The sequence below is a fragment of the Thermus sp. genome (assembly GCF_040290245.1).
Taxonomy (GTDB): domain Bacteria; phylum Deinococcota; class Deinococci; order Deinococcales; family Thermaceae; genus Thermus_A.
In genome coordinates this window covers 1-15,999 of record NZ_PSMQ01000009.1, presented here as the reverse complement: position 1 = coordinate 15,999, position 15,999 = coordinate 1, and the positions used below count along the sequence as shown (strand labels likewise).

Below are 15,999 nucleotides of genomic sequence, written 5' to 3'. Positions count from 1 at the left end.
GGGGGTCCCTGCCCTCAGGGCCAGGGCCATGGCGTCGGAGGGGCGGGCATCCACCTCGAGCTCTATCCCCCGGTGCTCCAGGATGAGGCGGGCATAAAAGGTGCCATCTCTAAGGTCCACAATCTCCACCCTTTTGAGCTTTCCCTGGAGCATTTCCATTACAGAAAGGAGGAGGTCCGGGGTCAGGGGCCTAGGGGGCTTTTCCCCCTGGAGGGCGACCATGATGTGGTGGGCCTCGAGGGGGCCGATGACGATGGGTAGAAGCTTGTCGTTGGCTGCTCTTAGAAGGACCACCACGCTTCCGTTATGGGGGTCCACCCCCAGGGTTTCGATCTTTGCAGCCAGCATAGCCCCAGTATAGACTGGTGGGCGTGAGAACGTACCCTGTGGAGATCGCGGGCGTGAGGAGAGAGCTGCCCATCGTCCAGGTGGGGCCGAACGTGGCGGTGGCCCTTCTCAACCTCCTGGGCGACACCGAGCTCACCGAAGCGGCGGCGGAGGCCCTGGCCGAGAAGCTTCCCCCCGGGGTGGAGGTTTTGGTGACCCCGGAGGTGAAGGCCGTTCCTTTGGCCCACGCCCTTTCCCGGATCACGGGCATCCCCTATGTGGTGGCTCGGAAGACGGAGAAGCCCTATATGATCAACCCCGTGAGCCGCGAGGTGCTTTCCATCACCACGGGTAAGCCCCAGCTTTTAGTCCTGGACGGGGCGGATGTACCGATCATCAAGGGCCGTAAAGTGGCCATCGTGGACGATGTGGTCTCCACGGGGAGCACCTTAAAGGGCCTGCGGGAACTCATCGAGGACGTGGGGGGAGAGGTGGTGGCCGTGCTCGCGGTCTTTACCGAGGGCACGCCCCGCCAGGACGTGATTGCCCTGGGCCACCTTCCCCTTTTCCAGCCGTAAGGAGGCGTGTATGGAGACCTATCCCATCACCATCGGCCGCATCACCCGGCATGTCCCCTTGGTGGAACCCCTACCCGGGCGGAGGATTCCCCTGGTGGAGTTCCTGGGAGACCCCGAGTTCGTCCGCGCAGCGGCCGAGGCCCTTCTACCCCACGTGCCCAAGGGGACGGAGGCCCTCTTCACCACCGAGACCAGCCCCATCCCCCTTACCCACGTGATGGCGGAGATCCTGGGCCTGCCTTATGTGGTCGCAAGGAAACGGCGGCGGCCCTATATGGAGGACCCCATTATCCAGGAGGTGAGCACCCTGACCCTCGGGGTGGGGGAGGTGCTTTGGCTGGATCGGCGGTTCGCCGAGAAGCTGCTCAACCAAAGGGTTGCTTTAGTCTCCGATGTGGTGGCGAGCGGTGAGACCATGAAGGCCATGGAGCGGGTGGTCCAGCGGGCCGGGGGGCATGTGGTGGCCCGGCTGGCCGCTTTCCGGCAGGGGAGCCCCAGCATAGAGGTGGTCACCCTGGCGGAGCTTCCGGTGCTCTAGGCGATTTATCTGGTGGACTTGGCCTTCGGCCCCTGGGATAAGTGGATTCCGGCCTGGAAGCCTAGGGCGGCACGGGCGTGAACCCAGTGGCCAAGACCTTGGTGGCTGTCCTTTCCGAATCCGATCGCGGGCTGGCTGTCCAGGGGGGTGCTCTTGACCGCCAAGGACGGCACCCTTCTCCGCTTCAAGCTGCCCTGAAGCCCTACCCCGGGCTTGGGGTGGGGGTTTCAAGGAAGGGCGTACACCTGGGCCACCAGGCCCAGCTCCAGGGCTGCCTGGACGTTTTCCGGATCGTCGTCCAGATAGAGGGTCTCCTCCGGATGAAGGCCCATTGCCTCGAGGGCTTTTAGGAAGGCCTGGGGGTGGGGTTTAGCCACCCCCAAAACGCAAGAACTGAAGAATCCATCGATATGGTCCGCCAGGCCGTAGTAGGCCAGGCTTTCTTGGAGGCTAGGCAGGGTGTTGGAGAGAACCCCCAGCCGGAGCCCGCGGCCCTTCAGGGTTTTGAGGAGGTCCAAAGCCTTGGGGGCCGGTTTGAGAAAGCGGTAGTAGGGCCAGGTGGAGACCACTTCCTCAGGGCTAAAAGGAAGCCGCAACCCCTTCACCAGCCTTTGGGCCTGGGCAATCCAAAAAGCGCGTTCTTCCTCGAGGCTTCGGACCTTAAGAAGCCGCACCGCTTCCAAGGCCTCCCGCCGGGCCCGTACCAGGGCGTTTAGGCCCCGGTCTAAGCCTGCGCCGTGGACGGAGAACTCTAGAGCGGCTTGGTAGAGGGCGTCCTCGTCTGGAAGGAGAAGGACCCCGTCCCGGTCCAGAAGCGCACCCCGGAGCATGGACCAAGTATAGGCCGGATTTGTAACCAAGGGGGGCTATATGACCTTTCCATTTCCAAGGCTGGGGATACATGAACCCCCATGCCCGCCTTTGGCGAACATGGGAGGTAGGGAACGGGGGGTTCTGCCCGGTGATCCGACGGGGCAACCCCTGGACCAGCCTGAAAGGTCTCCCTGGGGTGACCAGGGCTGGGGCCGGCCAATCCCGTTTTGTTAGAACCGAGAGGCCTCGGACTTTCCCGAGAAGGTGTCCCCGGGGATCAAGGGCACCAGATCCCCTCTTCCGTAGCCAGGCACCGGACCCGCACGTCCCACGGCTCCTCGGGAAGTTCCTCCAGGACAAGCAACTTGGGGACCAGGCCCACCGTGAGGACTCGAGGGGACAGGCCTTTTAAAAACCGGTCATAGAAGCCCTTCCCATGGCCAAGCCGTCTTCCTTGCCGGTCAAAGGCCAGGCCGGGGACCACGACCGCGTCCAAAACCCCTGGGTCTACCGCCGGTGAACCGGGCTCCCAAAGGCCAAAAGGACCTGGGACCAAGGGGCCTTCCCAGGGGTGGACGGAGAGGCTCTCCCCCGAGACCTTGGGAAGGTAGTATCGAGCGGGGTAGAGCCCCACCACGGGCCGGGGGTCCAGCTCGTGCGGCAGGGGGTGGTAGAGAAGGATGTGCTGGACCCCTTGTTCTTGGAGAAAACGGGCCAGATGCCTCGCAGCCTCTTGGGAGAGGGCCATCAGATCCAGCCCCTTCCTGAGCGCCTTGGCTCGGGCGCGGAGCCTTGCCTTCACGGCTCCACCTTAACCGCCCCCGTCTTGACACTCAATAGGTTTAAGTGTCAAAATCCCCTCGTAGGAGGGATGGGCATGCCAGTGTACGTCTACAAGGGGTTGACGACGGGCCAATACTACGAGTTTGAGCAGGGCTTCCACGATGAGCCTCTGAGGGCCCACCCCGAGACCGGGGAGCCCCTGAAGCGGGTAATCACGCCCCCGGCCATCGTCTTTAAGGGCTCTGGCTGGCACGTGAAGGACTACGCCAAATCCTCCGGCGAGAACAAGGAGAGCAAGGAGGACCCAAAGAAGGAGGAGTCGGCTCAGTAATAGACCCGGTCCCCGGGCCGGATTCCGTGGGTCTTGAACCAGCCCATGGGCAGCTCGAGGATCCCCCGGTAGGCGGTGGTGGGGGCGTAGATCCTTCCGGGCTCGAGGTCCACGATCTCCAGGATCCGCCCTTCCCGGTCCAGAAGGGCCAGGCTCACGCCGAACCGATACCCCTCCGTGGAGAAAGGGCGGTCCGTGACCTCGGGGAAGAGGTAGAGGAGGCCTTCGTACCCGGTGGGGTTGCGCAGGCCGAGGCCTAAAGCCCACTCCCCGGGGGTCCGCGCCAGGCGGACCTTGAGGGGGAGGTTCTTGTGGGCGGTCTGAACCACGGCGTCCTTAGGGGGCAGGGGCTCCCGCAGCCGGAGCCCTGTGAGAAGATACCCGAGGAAGGAGAGGATGAAGAGGAAGAGGAGGAGGGCCAGGCTGACCAGACGGAACATCACTTGGGCCACAGGGAAAGGGCGGCCCCTCCCACCCGCGCCCCTTCCCGGATGCCCCGGCGGGCGAACCAGCCCTGGTTGACCTCCAGCGCCCCTTGGTACAGGACCCCCGGGTAGTAGACCGGGCAAGGGTCCTTTTTACAAGGCGCCATGTCCAGGATGCGCAAAATGGTCCCCTTCCGGTCGAAGAAGGCAATGGAAAGGGGTATACGCGTGTTTTTCATCCAGAATCCCCCGGCGGTGGGGACGGGGAAAAGGAAGACCATCCCCTCGTCCTCCCCCAGTTGGGTCCGGAACATCAGCCCCTGGGCCTGCCGCTCAGGGGTGTCCGCCACCTCCACTTCAAGGGTATGGCGGCGGCCGTACTCCACATAAAGAGTGCTCCTGGGGAAGCCCAGGCCTTCGGCTAGGGCTGCCTTGTATAGCGAACCCCACAGTGCTCCCGCCAGGGACACCTTAAGGAGCACCAGGTAGGCTAAAAGCCGCATAGGGGCATTATCGCACGCCGGATCTCCTCCTGGATGAACTCGAGGGGCTTGGTAGCGTCCAAAACGATGAAGCGGTGGGGTTCCTTCCTGGCAAGTTCCAAGTACCCTTCCCGGACCCGGGCGTGGAAGGAAAGATCCAAACCCTCGAACCGGTTTTTCTCCCTTGCCCTTCTTAACCCCTCTTCTGGGGGGAGGTCCAGAAGGAAGGTGAGCCGGGGTTTCAGGGGGGCGGCCTTTTCCGCCACCTGAAGCATCCAGGCCAGGTCCAGCCCCCGCCCGAAGCCCTGGTAGGCCAAGGAGGAGTCCAGATACCGGTCCGAGATCACCCAGGCCCCCCTTCGAAGGGCTTCCTGGATCTTTAGGGTGTGTTCCGCCCGGTCCGCGCTGAAAAGCAAATACTCGGACTCGGGGGAAAGGGGGTGAGGGGTTTGGAGGAGCGCCCCCCTTAACCAGGGAAGCCCCCCGCCCGGTTCCCGGGTGAGGAAGACCTCCTGGCCCTGGGAAATAAGCCAGTCGGCCAGAAGGCGGGCCTGGGTGGTCTTGCCCGCGCCTTCCGGCCCTTCAAAGGTGAGGAAATGGCCCATCAAAGCCCCGTGGGGTGGTCTAGAAACACCCAAGGGAGGCCGAAGCGCTCGGAAAGGTGAGCGGCCAGGGCCTTCACCCCGAAGACCTCGGTGTCGTAATGGCCCGCGTAGATGACGTTGAGCCGCCGCTCAAAGGCCTCGTGAAAGGCGGAGTGCTTGGGTTCTCCGGTGATGAAGAGATCGGTCTCCACCTTGGAGACGAGGCTGGCCGCCCCGCCCGAGACGATGGTCACCGTTTGGACGAGTTCTGGCCCCCCCTGGTGGACCAGGCACTGCATCCCTGTGAGCTGACCCAGCCGGTCGGCGATCTCGGCGAGGGGGGTGGGGGTGGGGAAGCGGCCTTTTACCCCCACCTCGTAGGCTTCCAGATCCACCACCCCCAGGGCCTTGGCGATCTGGGGATTGTTCCCCACCTCCGGATGGGCATCCAAGGGAAGATGGGCAGCGTAGAGGTTGATGCCGTGTTGAAGGAGGTGCTCCAGCCGCCTTTTGTGGTGCCCCCGGATGGGGAAGACCTCTCCCCAGAACAGGCCGTGGTGGACAAGGAGGAAGTCCACCCCCTCCTCCTTCGCGGACTCGAAGACCTGTAGGGCAGCGTCCACCGCTGCGCCGATTTTGTGAACCCGGGCGTTTCCCTCCACCTGAAGCCCGTTGAGGGAGACATCCTTGAAGGCATGGATCCTTAAGTATTCGTCCAGATAGGCCACCAGTTCGTCCCGTTCCACACCCTTAGCCTACGGTATAGTGGCCTTGTGGAAGCCGAGATCCTTTTTAAGCTCCGGTTTTTATCCGACCTGACGGAGGGCCCCGGGGGCCATCCCCTTTTCGTCCTCACGGAGATCCAGGAGGGGACCCCTCCGCGGTACCGTTCCCGGCTTGCGTTGTGGGAGGGGGGGGTGCGGTTTCTGACCCAGGAGGAGGCGAGGAGGCCCAGGTACGCTGAGCCCTACATCTACTTTTTGCGTTCCTCGGCCCCGGGGGAGCCGCCTCAGCTTTTCCGGCTAGACCAAAGGGGCGGAGAGGCGGAGCGGCTGACCGAGTTTCCCGGGGGGGTTTTGGACTACGCCCTTTCTTCCAAGGGCGAGGTGTACCTCCTGGCCCGTGAGGACAAGACGGCCAAGGACCAGCCCCAGCTCTACGAGGCCTGGCCCTTTAAGTTTGACGGGCGGGGGCGGCTTTCGGAAAGGCCTGTGGGGCTTTTCCAGCTGGGTGAGGGCGAGCCCCTTTTGAGGCGGTATCCCCCCATCAAGGAGATGGTCTTCGGTAAGGACGGCCTTTATCTGGTGGCTGCGGAGGACCCGGGGGCCCAGGCCGCCGGGCGGGACACCCTCTACCGCCTCGAGGGGGAGGGGCGTCTGGTGCCCGTCTGGGGCGGGAAGGGGCCCATCTATGGCCTGGACGCAGGGGAGGAGGGTCTGGTCTTCCTCGCCCACGCCTTTGAGCACGGGGGGGGTACGGAGGCCCGGCTCTACTTCCTACCCTATGGGGGAAGCCCCCGGGTGTTGGCCGAGGGGTCCTTTCAGAACTCCTTGAACTCCGACCTCCGCTATGGGGGCTACCGGCAAGGCCCCCGGATCGGACCGGACGGGGCGGTCTACGCGGTGCGCACCGAGCGGGGGGAGGCGCCCTTGTACCGCTTCACCCCGGGTAAGGAGGAAAGGGTGGCCGGGGGCACGGTGGTGGCCTTTGCTTTCGGAAAGGGCCTCTTCCTCCTGACGGAGGGGTTTTGCCGAGGGGTGGCCCTGGAGGGGCCGGGGGTTTTCTTTGACCCCAATGAGGGCCTGTTCCCGGCCCTTCCCGAGCCCATCCTTACCGAGTGGGAAAGCCCGGAGGGGCACAGGGTGCCGGGGCATGTTCTGGTGCCGGAGGGCGAGGGGCCCCATCCCCTCATCCTCTACATCCATGGGGGCCCCCACACCGCCTTTGGCCGGGCGATGATGTTGGAGCTGTACCTCTTTCTGCGGGCGGGGTACGGGGTGGCCTTCTGCAACCCCCGGGGCTCCACCGGGTATGGCCAGGCCTACGCCCTTTTAAAAGACTGGGGTGAGGCGGACGAACGGGACCTTTTGGGGTTCTTGGACCACGTCCTTGAGCGGTTCCCCTTTGATCCGGCCCGGGTGGGGGTGGCCGGGGGGAGTTACGGGGGGTATATGGTCAACTGGCTCACCGCCCGGCATCCTGAGCGCTTCAAGGCGGCGGTGACGGACCGGAGCATCTCCAACTGGTACAGCTTTTTCGGCTCCAGCGACATCGGCCCCCGCTTCACCCACCTCGAGCTCTTTGCCAACCCCTGGGAGCGGCCCGAGGTGCTTTGGGACAAAAGCCCCCTGCGCCTGGTCCATCGGGTGCGCACCCCCACCTTGGTGGTCCACTCCGAGGAGGACCACCGTTGCCCCATAGACCAGGGGGAGACCTGGTACACCGCGCTTTGGCACCTGGGGGTCAAGACCCGCTTCTTCCGCGTCCCCGAAGAAGGGCACGAGCTTTCCCGCTCGGGCCGGCCGGACCGGCGCGTGGCCCGGCTCCAGGCGTATCTGGACTGGTGGAAGACCCACCTGTAGGGGGAGCGCTACAGGGGGTCTAAAGCGATTGGCCCTTTAGGCCTGGTTTTCCGCCACAGGTTCGGGGATGGGGCCGAAGGCCTCTTCGTAGCGGGCCACATTTTCAGCCAGGCTGCGAAGGATGGCCTTGGCGTGCTGGGGGCTGGTGATTACCCGGCTGACCACCAAGGCCCCCCCTTGGGGTTGCAAAAGGGCGAAGTCCAGGACGAACTCGTTTTTGGTATGGGAGAAAAGGGCCAGGTTGGAGTACCGGCCCATGGCCGTGTCCTTGTCGATATCGATCTTCAGCTCGTTCATAGGGCCTCCTTAAGCCGAGGTAGGGCTTTTTTGAGCTCCAGACGGGTCCGGCCTAGGCTGGCCACCGAGTCCAGGTAGAGGATGAGCTGGTGGCCCGTCAGGGGGACCAGGAGGAGCACCCCGTTTGGGTACTCTACCATGACCTCCTCCACCTCCCCCCGGTTGAGCTCCTGGGAAAGCCCCCGGGCGGTGGCCAAAGCCGTGGCTGAGGCGGCCCCCAGGTGGTCCAGAGGGGGTGCCCCCTCGTCCAAAAGGCTTTCCACCACAAACCCGTCCTCGGTGAGGAGGGCGACCGCCTGCACCCCCCGGACCTCTTTTAACGCTTTGAGGATCTCCTCCACCTTCACCTCCTAAAGCTCCTCCGAAAGCCTCAGGGCGATCCGAGAAAGCTCGTTGCCCACAGCCTTCCGGTCTACCCCGCGGGTGACGACCGCGGCCAGGAGGTAGTCCTTGACCCGCACGGCCAGGATCTCCCGGGCGTCCGTGGCCAGGCTGAAACGGCGGACCTCCCCGGAGAGGGTTTCCGCCAAGGGGGCCATCTGCCTGAGCAAGGTGGCGAGCTCTGCGGCCAGGAGCTCGGGGTAGGGGCTCCCCCTGCTTGCGCTCTCGATCACCAGCCCGTCCAGGCCTGTGAGGACCGCCTGTTCTACGCCTAGGGTCTTGAGGGCCTCGAGGTACGCCATACCGCCTCCGATTGAAGGGTCTGGAGAAGACGGCCCGCCTGGAGCCGGGCCTGTCCAAGGTTCCCGCCCGGGGCGAGGAGGAGAAGGAGGAAGAAAGTTTCCGAGTACACCCGAGCGTAGCCTACCACACCCTGGCCCGAGACCAGAAGCTCTTCCAGCCGAGGGCTCCCCAGGCTTTTGGCATAGGCGGCCCGGGCTTGGCTCAAAAGCGCTGCGTGTTCGGCCGCGGCTGCCTCCAGGTCCAGCCGCTTTTTACTGAACCCCTCTATCAGAAGGCCGTCCATGTCCGCAAGGGCTGCGGCGATCCCCCCATCCACCCGGTCCAGAAGCGCCACCAAGGCCTCCCTCATACCGGCCTCCGTCCTTCCAGGGCCCGGCCTAAGGTCACCTCGTCCACGTACTCCAGGCTTCCGCCCATGGGAAGGCCGTAGGCCAGGCGGCTCGCCCGCACGCCCCGCTTTTTGAGCTCTTCCGCCAGGTAAAGGGCGGTGGCCTCCCCCTCCACGGTCATCCCGGTGGCTAGAATGACCTCCTCCACCCCTTCCAGCCGGGCGAAGAGGCCCTCGAGGCCAAGCTCCCTTGGCCCCACCCCCTCCAGGGGGTTCAAGGTGCCCCCCAGGACGTGGTAAAGCCCCTGGTACTCCCCGCTTTTCTCCAGGGCGTAAAGGTCCTGGACCGACTCCACCACGCAGAGCAGACGACGATCCCGGCCCTCGTCCTGGCAGATGGCGCAAAGCCCCCCTTCAGAGAGGTTGCCGCAGGCGGGACAGACCGAAAGGCCCCCCGCCCCTAAAAGCGCTTCCTTAAGGGCCTTTTGGGCTTCGGGGTGGAAGACGAGGTGGAGGGCCAGCCTCTGGGCGGACTTGGGGCCCAGGCCGGGAAGGCCGGAGAGGGCTCGGATGAGCTTTAAGAGGGGTTCTGGGTACCGCATGCGCCTAGAGCAGCCCCCCCAGCATCTGGCCTACGCTGCCGAGCTCCCGGCTCATCTCCTTCTCCGAAAGCTCATGGGCCTTCTTCTGGGCGTCCTGGATGGCCACCAGGATCAGGTCCTCTAGGCCCTCGAGGTCCTCCTGCAAGGCCTCGGGCCTAAGCCGGACCGCCAGGATTCGGCCGTGCCCGTTGGCGTCCACCTCCACCAGGCCCTGGGCCGAGCCTGTGACCACGGTTTTTTCCAGGCGCTCTTGGACCTCCGCCGCCTTCTTCTGCGCCTTTTGCGCCTCCTTCAAGAGCCTCTGGATGTTCATCCCACTCCTCCTTCGCCATTATAGTGGGGATATGGGTCCAAGGCGGCTTCGGTTCTCGGAGGGCGTACGGCGGCTGGTGGCGGAGGTGGAGCTCTCGTCCCGCCACCTGGTCTGGCCCTTGTTCGTCAAGGAGGGTGGGGAGAAGGAGGAGATCCCCTCCATGCCCGGGGTCTTCCGCCACCCCTTGAAGGACCTCCCCGCCCTGGGGGAGGAGGCCCTTAAGGCCGGGCTGGGAGGGGTAATCTTGTTCGGCGTCCTTCCGGATTCTGAGAAGGACCCCCTGGGCCAGGGGGCTTACCACCCGGAAGGGATCGTGCAGAGGGCCATCCGGATTTTGAAGCGGCACCATCCGGAGCTGCTGGTGATCGCGGACACCTGTCTTTGCGAGTACACGGACCACGGGCACTGCGGGGTAGTCCGGGAGGGTCGGCTCGGGGTTTATGTGGACAACGAGGAAAGTCTGGCCCTCTTGGCCAAGACCGCCCTTTCCCAGGCGGAGGCGGGGGCGGACCTCGTGGCCCCAAGCGCCATGATGGACGGGCAGGTGCGGGCCATCCGGGAGGCGTTGGACAAGGGGGGGTTTGGCCAGGTGCCCATCCTTTCCTATGCGGTGAAGTACGCCTCGAGCTTTTACGGCCCCTTCCGGGAGGCGGCCGCCTCCGCCCCCAGGTTCGGCGACCGGGCGGGGTACCAGATGGACCCGAAGGGGGGGCTCTGGGACGCCTTGCAAGAGGCCCACCTGGACGATCTCGAGGGGGCCGACCTCCTTATGGTCAAGCCCGGCCTGCCCTACCTAGACGTTTTGGCCGAGCTCAAGCGGCGGTTTACCAAACCCCTGGCCGCCTACCAGGTCTCGGGGGAGTACGCCATGCTGAAGGCTGCGGCCTTGGCGGGGTATCTGGATGAAAGGCGGGCGGTCTTGGAGTCCTTGTACGCCTTGAGGCGGGCTGGGGCCCAGGTCATCCTCACGTACTACGCCCCTCAGGCGAGCGGGTGGCTGCGGGAATCCCACCGGTAAGAAGGGTGAGGGCGGCCACCAGGCTCACCATCAGCCCCGCGAGGAGGAAGAGCAAAGGAGCCCCCAGGCTCCTCTCCAGGCTTCCTCCCAGCATGGTGCCGATGAGGACGGCGGCGTTCATCACCGCGCTGAAAGCGGCGAAGATCCGGCCGCGCATCTCCGGGGGCGTGTTGAGCTGGAGGATGGACCGGGCGGGGACGATAAAGGCCATGTTGGCGATCCCAGAGAGGAACAAAGCCAAAAGGACCCAGGCGAAGACCGGAAGGGCTCCGATGGAGGCCTCAAAGAGGCCGTAGACGATGAGGCCGTAGAGGAAAAGCCGCTCCCGGGGAAGCCTTTGCGTGAGCTGGGGGACGAGGAGGGTGCCCAAGATGGCGCCTAAGGCCAGGCTGGCCTCCATCAGGCCGAAGCCGGCTGAACCCACCCTCAGCCACTTCAGGGCCAGGACCACCCCTAAAGCCGTCTCCACCGAGCCAAAGGCGGCGGCGGTAAAGAGTGCCCCTACGGTGCGCCGCACCGCCGGGTGGCCCACCAGATGCCCGATCCCCTCCTTGATCCGCTTCCAGTAGGGCACCCCCTGGGCCTTCCGGTCGGGCCGGAGCGGGGGTAGGCCCAGCAGGATGAACCCCGAGGCGAGGTAGGTGGCCGCATCCAGGTAGAAGGCGTAGGCGGGCCCTACCCAGGCCACCAGCGCCCCCGCGAGCCCCACGAAGGCGACTTCGGAGAGCCGTTCCGCGAACATGACAAGACCGTTTGCGCTGTCCACGTGCTTCTCCTCCACCAGATCCGGCACCACCGCGTTCTGGATGGGGTCGTGCAGGCTGCGAAGGAGCTCGAGGAGGAAGACCAGAAGGAGGAGGAAGGGCAGGCTTTTTGCCCCCAGGAGGGGGATGAGGGCCACCAGCGGGGCCCTTAAGAGATCTGACCAGACCAGGAGGGCCTTTCGGTCCTGGGTGTCGGCCCAGGCGGAAAGCAGGGGGGAGAAGACCACCGTTCCCACGAGCTGTGCGCCCAGGGTCAGGGAGACCCAGAGGGCGTTTTCCGTGAGGAGATAGACCAAAACCAAGAGGGCGACCCGGTGGACCTTGCTTCCGGCCTGGGAGACCAAGTAGGCCAGAAATAAGCGAAAGAACCCGGGTGAACGTAGGGCTTCCATATCACCTCCGGTTCTCCAGGAGTATACCCGGTTTGGGCAGGAAAGCGGTCAAGGGGTCCAAAAAAGCGTGTTCCGTGCTACAATTGGGGGGTTGGAGGTGGGTTTTGGGGGTCTTTCTCATCCGCTACGGCGAAATCGCCTTAAAAGGGAAGAACCGGGCCCATTTTGAGAAGGCCCTGGAAGCGAGGCTGAGGCAGGCCCTAGCCCCCTGGGGCGGAAGGGTGCGCCGGGGGGTGGGGCGGTTCTTTGCCGAGGCCCCGGACCTCCTTGAGGTCCATCGGGCCCTTTCCCGGGTCTTTGGGGTGGTCTCCTATAGCCCCGCCCTAAAGGTTCCCCTGGAGATGGCCGCCATCGAGGAGGCCACCCTTCGCTTGGCCCAGGAGGAGGTGGCCCGGGGTGAACGGAGTTTTCGCGTCCAGGCCCGCCGGGCGGAGAAGCGGTTCCCCCTCACCTCGGAAGCCCTCAACCGCCGCCTGGGGGCGCTGATCCTCGAGCGCTTTCCCGGGCTTAAGGTGGACCTCGAGGCCCCGGGGTTCACCCTGTTCCTCGAGGTCCGCCCCGAGGGGGCCTACCTTTACACCCAAAAGATTCCGGGGCCGGGTGGCCTTCCCGTGGGGGTCACGGGCCGGGGCCTGGCCCTCCTCTCCGGGGGGATCGATAGCCCGGTGGCCGCCTGGATGGGGATGAAGCGGGGGCTTTCCGTGGATATGCTCCACTTCGACGCGCCGCCTTGGGCCACCGCCCGGGGGAAGGTGGAGGCCTTGGCCGAGGTTCTGGCCGGCTGGGGTGCCCCCTTTAGGCTGTTCATCGTCCCCTTCAGCAAGGTTCAGCTCCAGATCGGCCGGCATGTGCCGGAGCGGTTCCATACCCTGGTTTTGCGCCGGATGATGCTCCGCTTTGCCAACCTTTTAGCCGAACGAGAGGGGGTGCTGGTCCTCCTTACCGGGGAGAGCCTGGGCCAGGTGGCCAGCCAGACTTTGGAAAGCCTTCGCGTGGTGAACGAGGTGAGTGCGCTTCCCGTCCTAAGGCCCCTGGTGGGGCTGGACAAGGAGGAGATCATCGCCCTGGCCAAGCGGGTGGGGAGTTACGAGGTCTCCATCCGTCCAGAGGAGGACTGCTGCGTGGTCTTCGCGCCCAGGCACCCCGCCACCCGGCCCCGATTGGCCCAGGTCCAGAAGGCCGAGGCCCCCTTGGAGATCCCCACCCTCCTTCAAGAAGCCCTCGAGGGGATGGAGGTCCTTGCCTACAGCAACGGGGGGTCTGGGGGGCTATAGGACCCCGCCGTACCCCGGGGCCCAGGTCAAGGACGCGCCGGCTTGTTCTCTCGGGCGCGCAGGTCAAGCAGGAGATCCAAGGCCTTAAGGTACGCTCCCGGGTGACCAAGGACAACCTGGCCCCGTTGAAGACGCTCAGAGCATCCACGTGCCCCGAAGGGGCGACCTCTTAGGGGCTATATTCGCATGAAGGCCGCTGTGCCCACGGTGGGGAACAATCTCTACGTGCGCATAAGTCTCGTCGGTGAAGGAAGGCCGGCTCTTTATGAGGGAGAAGGTCACGGGACGACCAAGAGGTAGGCCACCCGTCCGCCTTCCCGGGCCAGAACCAGCTGGCCCTGGGGCAGGGGATAGATCAGAAGATCCTTAAGCCGGCGGGGAACCTCCCCGACCATGCCTACGTACACCCCTTCCTCCGTTGGCCTTAACGAGAGCACCTGCGAACCCAGCTTCAGGGTCTGGGGCTCGGCGGCCAGGGAGAGGGTGCCCACCTCCCGCCCCAGGGTCTCCCGGGTGGGGGTTTTGCGGCGGAGGTGTTCCCTCAAGACCACCCCCAGGGTCCGGGCCTCCGGTTCTAAGCCCAGGGCCCGGCCCACCCCCTCCAAAAGGGGTAGGGGGTCCTGGCCCTTGAGCCGGGCGGTCATCACCTCCAGCCCCTTACGGGCGAAGTCCAGGAGGGCATCGGGGGGGGCCTGGCGGTACTTCTGCGCCAGCTCCGGCCCAAACCCCGAGAGGCTTTCCCCCTTGAGCCGGGCCGAGAGGGCCCGCAGGAGCCTTAAGTAGGCGAAATCGTTCCCAGGGTGAAGAAGGTAGGCCAGGACCCGGCCCTCTCCCAGAAGTTCATACAGCCGGGCCGACGCCCGGGCCTCGAGGCGGAGGTGGAGGAGGTCCTCCTGCCGCACCACCCAGACCTCCAGGTCGCCCATGGGGAGGATCATCCGGTTTCCCAGGGGGTGGTCCTCTCCCGAAACCCCCAGATACCAGGCCTCCCCCACCTTGGACAAGGTGAGTTCCAGCCCATCCAGCTCCACCCGTCCTGGACGGAGGGGAAGGGTGAGGAGGCCGGGCCTTCTTTCCCCGGGGGCGGGGATCTCCGGCCAGGGAACCTCCCCCTTAGGGGTGGGCAAAAGGCTGAGGAGGGCGAGGAGCTTTTCTGCTGCCATGGAGAAGCGGCGCTTATCCTCCTCCAAGAGGAGGCTGAGGCGCCGTTCCTCCTGGGCGGCTTGTCTAAGCCTCCCCTCCAGGGCCTCGAGGTCCTTGGCGCTCAACCCGAGCCTTCTGCCTTCCTCCAACGCCCTTTGTAAGGCCCTCAGATCGGGCCTGGGCCCTACGGGGTACACGGCCTCATTTTCAAGGAGTTTTCGAAACGCCCGCCGAAAGTAGGTCCGGGTCTCCTCGGGGGGAAGGGGCAGGTGATCCGTGAGGTGGAAAGCGGTTTCCAGAAACTCCAAAAGCAGGCCTACCGCCACCTCCCGGTTGTCGAGTTCCGCGATGGGGTCATAAAGGGGGGGGATGGGCAGCTGGGGGATGAAGCGGTTTAGGGCAAAGTCGCGGTTGAACCCGGGGGTCTTCTGGTAGGTCTGGAAGTTCTGCAGGAAGCCGTAGAGGAGGCGGAGGGCTTCGCGCCCCCCTTCTAAAAAGCCCTTGGCCCGCTCCTTGAGCTCCTTTTCCACCCAGATGCGCCAGACCTCTAGGGACAAGCCCCGCCTGAGCTCGTCGACGTTGTCCGGCAGGGGCTCCTTCTCCAGCTCCGGGAGGGGGATGGGGGCCTCTGGAGGGGGGGCGGCTGGCCTCAGGCTTCTGAAGAGCTTGTCCGCCGCGCGGAAGCGTTTGGCGAGCCTCGGGGATAGCCGGACCGAGAGGAGGGTCTGGCGAAGCCTCAGGAGGCTGGCCCTTCCCCCTTTTGGGGGGAGACCTTGGGCCAAGGCCTCCACCTTGTACTCGTAAAGGTCCACCAGATCCGCCAGAACCTCGGGGTGTACGCCTTCCCCCTTCATCCTTATGTAGTATAAGGGGGATGCGCCTGGTTCCCCGGTTCGCCGTGGCCGCCGTCTCCTATCTTGGCCGTCGTCCCAACAACGAGGATTTTCACCGGGCGATGGCCTTCCGCCTGCCCATGGGCCATCTCCTTTTCCTGGCTGTGGCCGACGGGATGGGGGGGCAGGAGGCGGGGGAGTGGGCGAGCAAGGTGGCCATAGAGGCCCTGACCGAGGCGGTCCGGGCCTATGTGGGCCAGGTGAACCAGGGCCGGCGGGTGGTGGGGTTTGCTGAGCTTTTGGATCGGGCCTTCGCCCTGGCCCAAAGGCGGGTCCTCAAGGAAGGGGAAAAGCCCGGCCGGAAGGGAATGGGAACCACCCTGACCGCCTTTTTGCTCGCGGACTGGAGCCGGGAGGGGGTGGTGGCCCACATTGGGGATAGCCGGGCTTACCGGCTCATGCCGGACGGGGTGAGGCGGATTACCGAGGACCACTCCTGGGTGGCGGAGCAGGTCCGGATGGGTCTCCTTTCCCCTCAGGAGGTGGAGCGGCACCCCTTCCGCAACCTCCTGACCCGGGCCATCGGTCTACAGGAGGCCAAGGCCGACCTCTACCCCGTCCGCCTCCTGCCCGGGGAGGGGGTTCTTCTGGCCACGGACGGGCTTTACACCCTGGTCCCGGAGGAGGAGTGGCGGTTTGGGCGGGACCTCCAGGCGGACCTGGAGGCCCTGGCCGCCTTGGCCCTGAGGCGGGGTGGGGGGGACAACCTCACCGCGGTGGCGGTGCGGGAGGAAGCGTGACGGTTCTTCTGGCCTTCTTCCTTGTCCTTTTAACTGCGGTTTTGGCAGTCCGGATGCGGCCTTTGCCCCTTTGCCTCCTCCTTCTGGGCCTGGCCGGGGTGGGGGTGG

At 65.3% G+C, this 15,999-nt stretch carries 22 protein-coding genes; 7 read left to right on the top strand and 15 right to left on the bottom strand.

Translation table 11 applies throughout. The features are described from left to right. Nucleotides 1-348, bottom strand: a 348-nt coding sequence (locus tag C4301_RS02415; RefSeq protein ID WP_352413529.1) for a bifunctional nuclease family protein, incomplete at its 3' end; no start/stop codon positions are given. A gap of 23 nt (nt 349-371) precedes the next feature. On the opposite strand from C4301_RS02415, the gene C4301_RS02410 reads away from it, so the two are divergent. Further along, nucleotides 372-905 carry a phosphoribosyltransferase family protein gene (locus C4301_RS02410; RefSeq protein WP_352413528.1) on the top strand — a complete coding sequence of 178 codons (534 nt, stop codon included), beginning with the start codon at nt 372-374 and terminating at the stop codon, nt 903-905. A gap of 10 nt (nt 906-915) precedes the next feature. Further along, nucleotides 916-1,443 (top strand): type I phosphoribosyltransferase, encoded by a 528-nt coding sequence (locus tag C4301_RS02405; protein ID WP_352413527.1) that lies wholly within the window; start codon nt 916-918, stop codon nt 1,441-1,443. Between the two features lie 227 nt (nt 1,444-1,670). On the opposite strand, the gene C4301_RS02400 is transcribed toward C4301_RS02405, so the two are convergent. Next, on the bottom strand, nt 1,671-2,273 hold the full coding sequence (locus C4301_RS02400) for an HAD-IA family hydrolase (RefSeq protein ID WP_352413526.1): 603 nt from the start codon (nt 2,271-2,273) through the stop codon (nt 1,671-1,673). Between the two features lie 260 nt (nt 2,274-2,533). Continuing rightward, a complete protein-coding gene (locus C4301_RS02395; protein ID WP_352413525.1) occupies nt 2,534-3,058 on the bottom strand; it encodes a 5-formyltetrahydrofolate cyclo-ligase in 525 nt (174 codons plus the stop codon). Between the two features lie 75 nt (nt 3,059-3,133). On the opposite strand from C4301_RS02395, the gene C4301_RS02390 reads away from it, so the two are divergent. Then, nucleotides 3,134-3,370 carry an FmdB family zinc ribbon protein gene (locus C4301_RS02390; protein ID WP_352413524.1) on the top strand — a complete coding sequence of 79 codons (237 nt, stop codon included), beginning with the start codon at nt 3,134-3,136 and terminating at the stop codon, nt 3,368-3,370. On the opposite strand, the gene C4301_RS02385 is transcribed toward C4301_RS02390, so the two are convergent. Genes C4301_RS02385 through C4301_RS02370 form a run of 4 tightly spaced genes read right to left on the bottom strand, consistent with a single transcriptional unit; the run spans nt 3,364 to nt 5,607 of the window. Beyond that, nucleotides 3,364-3,810, bottom strand: a complete 447-nt coding sequence (locus C4301_RS02385) for a DUF192 domain-containing protein (protein ID WP_352413523.1) — start codon at nt 3,808-3,810, stop codon at nt 3,364-3,366. The two genes, C4301_RS02390 and C4301_RS02385, sit on opposite strands and share 7 nt — an antisense overlap. Further along, nucleotides 3,810-4,298 carry a DUF192 domain-containing protein gene (locus C4301_RS02380; protein WP_352413522.1) on the bottom strand — a complete coding sequence of 163 codons (489 nt, stop codon included), beginning with the start codon at nt 4,296-4,298 and terminating at the stop codon, nt 3,810-3,812. Before C4301_RS02380 ends, C4301_RS02385 begins: the two co-directional genes overlap by 1 nt. Then, nucleotides 4,286-4,885 carry a dTMP kinase gene (gene tmk / locus C4301_RS02375; protein WP_352413521.1) on the bottom strand — a complete coding sequence of 200 codons (600 nt, stop codon included), beginning with the start codon at nt 4,883-4,885 and terminating at the stop codon, nt 4,286-4,288. The genes C4301_RS02380 and tmk overlap by 13 nt, the downstream gene beginning before the upstream one ends. Next, nucleotides 4,882-5,607: a Nif3-like dinuclear metal center hexameric protein gene (locus tag C4301_RS02370; protein ID WP_352413520.1), complete on the bottom strand. Its 726-nt coding sequence runs from the start codon at nt 5,605-5,607 to the stop codon at nt 4,882-4,884. Before C4301_RS02370 ends, tmk begins: the two co-directional genes overlap by 4 nt. A 27-nt stretch (nt 5,608-5,634) precedes the next feature. Here C4301_RS02370 and C4301_RS02365 point away from each other — a divergent pair, with 27 nt between their 5' ends. After that, a complete protein-coding gene (locus C4301_RS02365; RefSeq protein WP_352413519.1) occupies nt 5,635-7,443 on the top strand; it encodes an alpha/beta hydrolase family protein in 1,809 nt (602 codons plus the stop codon). A gap of 36 nt (nt 7,444-7,479) precedes the next feature. On the opposite strand, the gene C4301_RS02360 is transcribed toward C4301_RS02365, so the two are convergent. From C4301_RS02360 to C4301_RS02335, 6 genes are read right to left on the bottom strand one after another with little or no spacing between them, the layout of a single operon-like run. After that, complete coding sequence (locus C4301_RS02360) at nt 7,480-7,740, bottom strand: DUF3467 domain-containing protein (RefSeq protein WP_352413518.1); 261 nt, start codon at nt 7,738-7,740, stop codon at nt 7,480-7,482. Then, nucleotides 7,737-8,081 carry a roadblock/LC7 domain-containing protein gene (locus tag C4301_RS02355; RefSeq protein ID WP_352413517.1) on the bottom strand — a complete coding sequence of 115 codons (345 nt, stop codon included), beginning with the start codon at nt 8,079-8,081 and terminating at the stop codon, nt 7,737-7,739. The genes C4301_RS02360 and C4301_RS02355 overlap by 4 nt, the downstream gene beginning before the upstream one ends. Nucleotides 8,082-8,090: 9 nt before the next feature. Next, on the bottom strand, nt 8,091-8,423 hold the full coding sequence (locus C4301_RS02350; RefSeq protein ID WP_352413516.1) for a roadblock/LC7 domain-containing protein: 333 nt from the start codon (nt 8,421-8,423) through the stop codon (nt 8,091-8,093). Continuing rightward, nucleotides 8,393-8,773 (bottom strand): roadblock/LC7 domain-containing protein, encoded by a 381-nt coding sequence (locus C4301_RS02345; RefSeq protein WP_352413515.1) that lies wholly within the window; start codon nt 8,771-8,773, stop codon nt 8,393-8,395. Before C4301_RS02345 ends, C4301_RS02350 begins: the two co-directional genes overlap by 31 nt. Next, nucleotides 8,770-9,354, bottom strand: coding sequence for a recombination mediator RecR (gene recR, locus C4301_RS02340; RefSeq protein WP_352413514.1), 585 nt, complete (start codon nt 9,352-9,354; stop codon nt 8,770-8,772). Before recR ends, C4301_RS02345 begins: the two co-directional genes overlap by 4 nt. Nucleotides 9,355-9,358: 4 nt before the next feature. Further along, nucleotides 9,359-9,667: a YbaB/EbfC family nucleoid-associated protein gene (locus tag C4301_RS02335; RefSeq protein ID WP_352413513.1), complete on the bottom strand. Its 309-nt coding sequence runs from the start codon at nt 9,665-9,667 to the stop codon at nt 9,359-9,361. Between the two features lie 31 nt (nt 9,668-9,698). Here C4301_RS02335 and hemB point away from each other — a divergent pair, with 31 nt between their 5' ends. Next, complete coding sequence (hemB, locus tag C4301_RS02330) at nt 9,699-10,685, top strand: porphobilinogen synthase (protein ID WP_352413512.1); 987 nt, start codon at nt 9,699-9,701, stop codon at nt 10,683-10,685. On the opposite strand, the gene C4301_RS02325 is transcribed toward hemB, so the two are convergent. Then, complete coding sequence (locus C4301_RS02325) at nt 10,633-11,841, bottom strand: MFS transporter (protein WP_352413511.1); 1,209 nt, start codon at nt 11,839-11,841, stop codon at nt 10,633-10,635. The two genes, hemB and C4301_RS02325, sit on opposite strands and share 53 nt — an antisense overlap. A gap of 104 nt (nt 11,842-11,945) precedes the next feature. Between C4301_RS02325 and thiI the strand changes: the two genes are divergently transcribed. Further along, a complete protein-coding gene (thiI, locus tag C4301_RS02320; protein WP_352413510.1) occupies nt 11,946-13,115 on the top strand; it encodes a tRNA uracil 4-sulfurtransferase ThiI in 1,170 nt (389 codons plus the stop codon). A gap of 278 nt (nt 13,116-13,393) precedes the next feature. Here the strand turns inward: thiI and C4301_RS02315 are convergent, their stop codons facing one another. After that, nucleotides 13,394-15,112 (bottom strand): hypothetical protein, encoded by a 1,719-nt coding sequence (locus tag C4301_RS02315; RefSeq protein WP_352413509.1) that lies wholly within the window; start codon nt 15,110-15,112, stop codon nt 13,394-13,396. A gap of 20 nt (nt 15,113-15,132) precedes the next feature. Between C4301_RS02315 and C4301_RS02310 the strand changes: the two genes are divergently transcribed. Continuing rightward, nucleotides 15,133-15,891, top strand: a complete 759-nt coding sequence (locus C4301_RS02310; RefSeq protein WP_352413508.1) for a PP2C family protein-serine/threonine phosphatase — start codon at nt 15,133-15,135, stop codon at nt 15,889-15,891. The last annotated feature ends 108 nt before the right edge of the window (nt 15,892-15,999 follow it).

Bases quoted from the DNA above. Each gene is read 5' to 3' on its own strand.
- C4301_RS02405 (WP_352413527.1), top strand. From the start codon at position 916: ATGGAGACCTATCCCATCACCATCGGCCGCATCACCCGGCATGTCCCC.
- C4301_RS02400 (WP_352413526.1), bottom strand. From the start codon at position 2,273: ATGCTCCGGGGTGCGCTTCTGGACCGGGACGGGGTCCTTCTCCTTCCA.
- C4301_RS02390 (WP_352413524.1), top strand. From the start codon at position 3,134: ATGCCAGTGTACGTCTACAAGGGGTTGACGACGGGCCAATACTACGAG.
- C4301_RS02385 (WP_352413523.1), bottom strand. From the start codon at position 3,810: ATGTTCCGTCTGGTCAGCCTGGCCCTCCTCCTCTTCCTCTTCATCCTC.
- C4301_RS02380 (WP_352413522.1), bottom strand. From the start codon at position 4,298: ATGCGGCTTTTAGCCTACCTGGTGCTCCTTAAGGTGTCCCTGGCGGGA.
- C4301_RS02360 (WP_352413518.1), bottom strand. From the start codon at position 7,740: ATGAACGAGCTGAAGATCGATATCGACAAGGACACGGCCATGGGCCGG.
- C4301_RS02350 (WP_352413516.1), bottom strand. From the start codon at position 8,423: ATGGCGTACCTCGAGGCCCTCAAGACCCTAGGCGTAGAACAGGCGGTC.
- C4301_RS02345 (WP_352413515.1), bottom strand. From the start codon at position 8,773: ATGAGGGAGGCCTTGGTGGCGCTTCTGGACCGGGTGGATGGGGGGATC.
- recR (WP_352413514.1), bottom strand. From the start codon at position 9,354: ATGCGGTACCCAGAACCCCTCTTAAAGCTCATCCGAGCCCTCTCCGGC.
- C4301_RS02335 (WP_352413513.1), bottom strand. From the start codon at position 9,667: ATGAACATCCAGAGGCTCTTGAAGGAGGCGCAAAAGGCGCAGAAGAAG.
- hemB (WP_352413512.1), top strand. From the start codon at position 9,699: ATGGGTCCAAGGCGGCTTCGGTTCTCGGAGGGCGTACGGCGGCTGGTG.
- C4301_RS02325 (WP_352413511.1), bottom strand. From the start codon at position 11,841: ATGGAAGCCCTACGTTCACCCGGGTTCTTTCGCTTATTTCTGGCCTAC.
- C4301_RS02315 (WP_352413509.1), bottom strand. From the start codon at position 15,112: ATGAAGGGGGAAGGCGTACACCCCGAGGTTCTGGCGGATCTGGTGGAC.
- C4301_RS02310 (WP_352413508.1), top strand. From the start codon at position 15,133: ATGCGCCTGGTTCCCCGGTTCGCCGTGGCCGCCGTCTCCTATCTTGGC.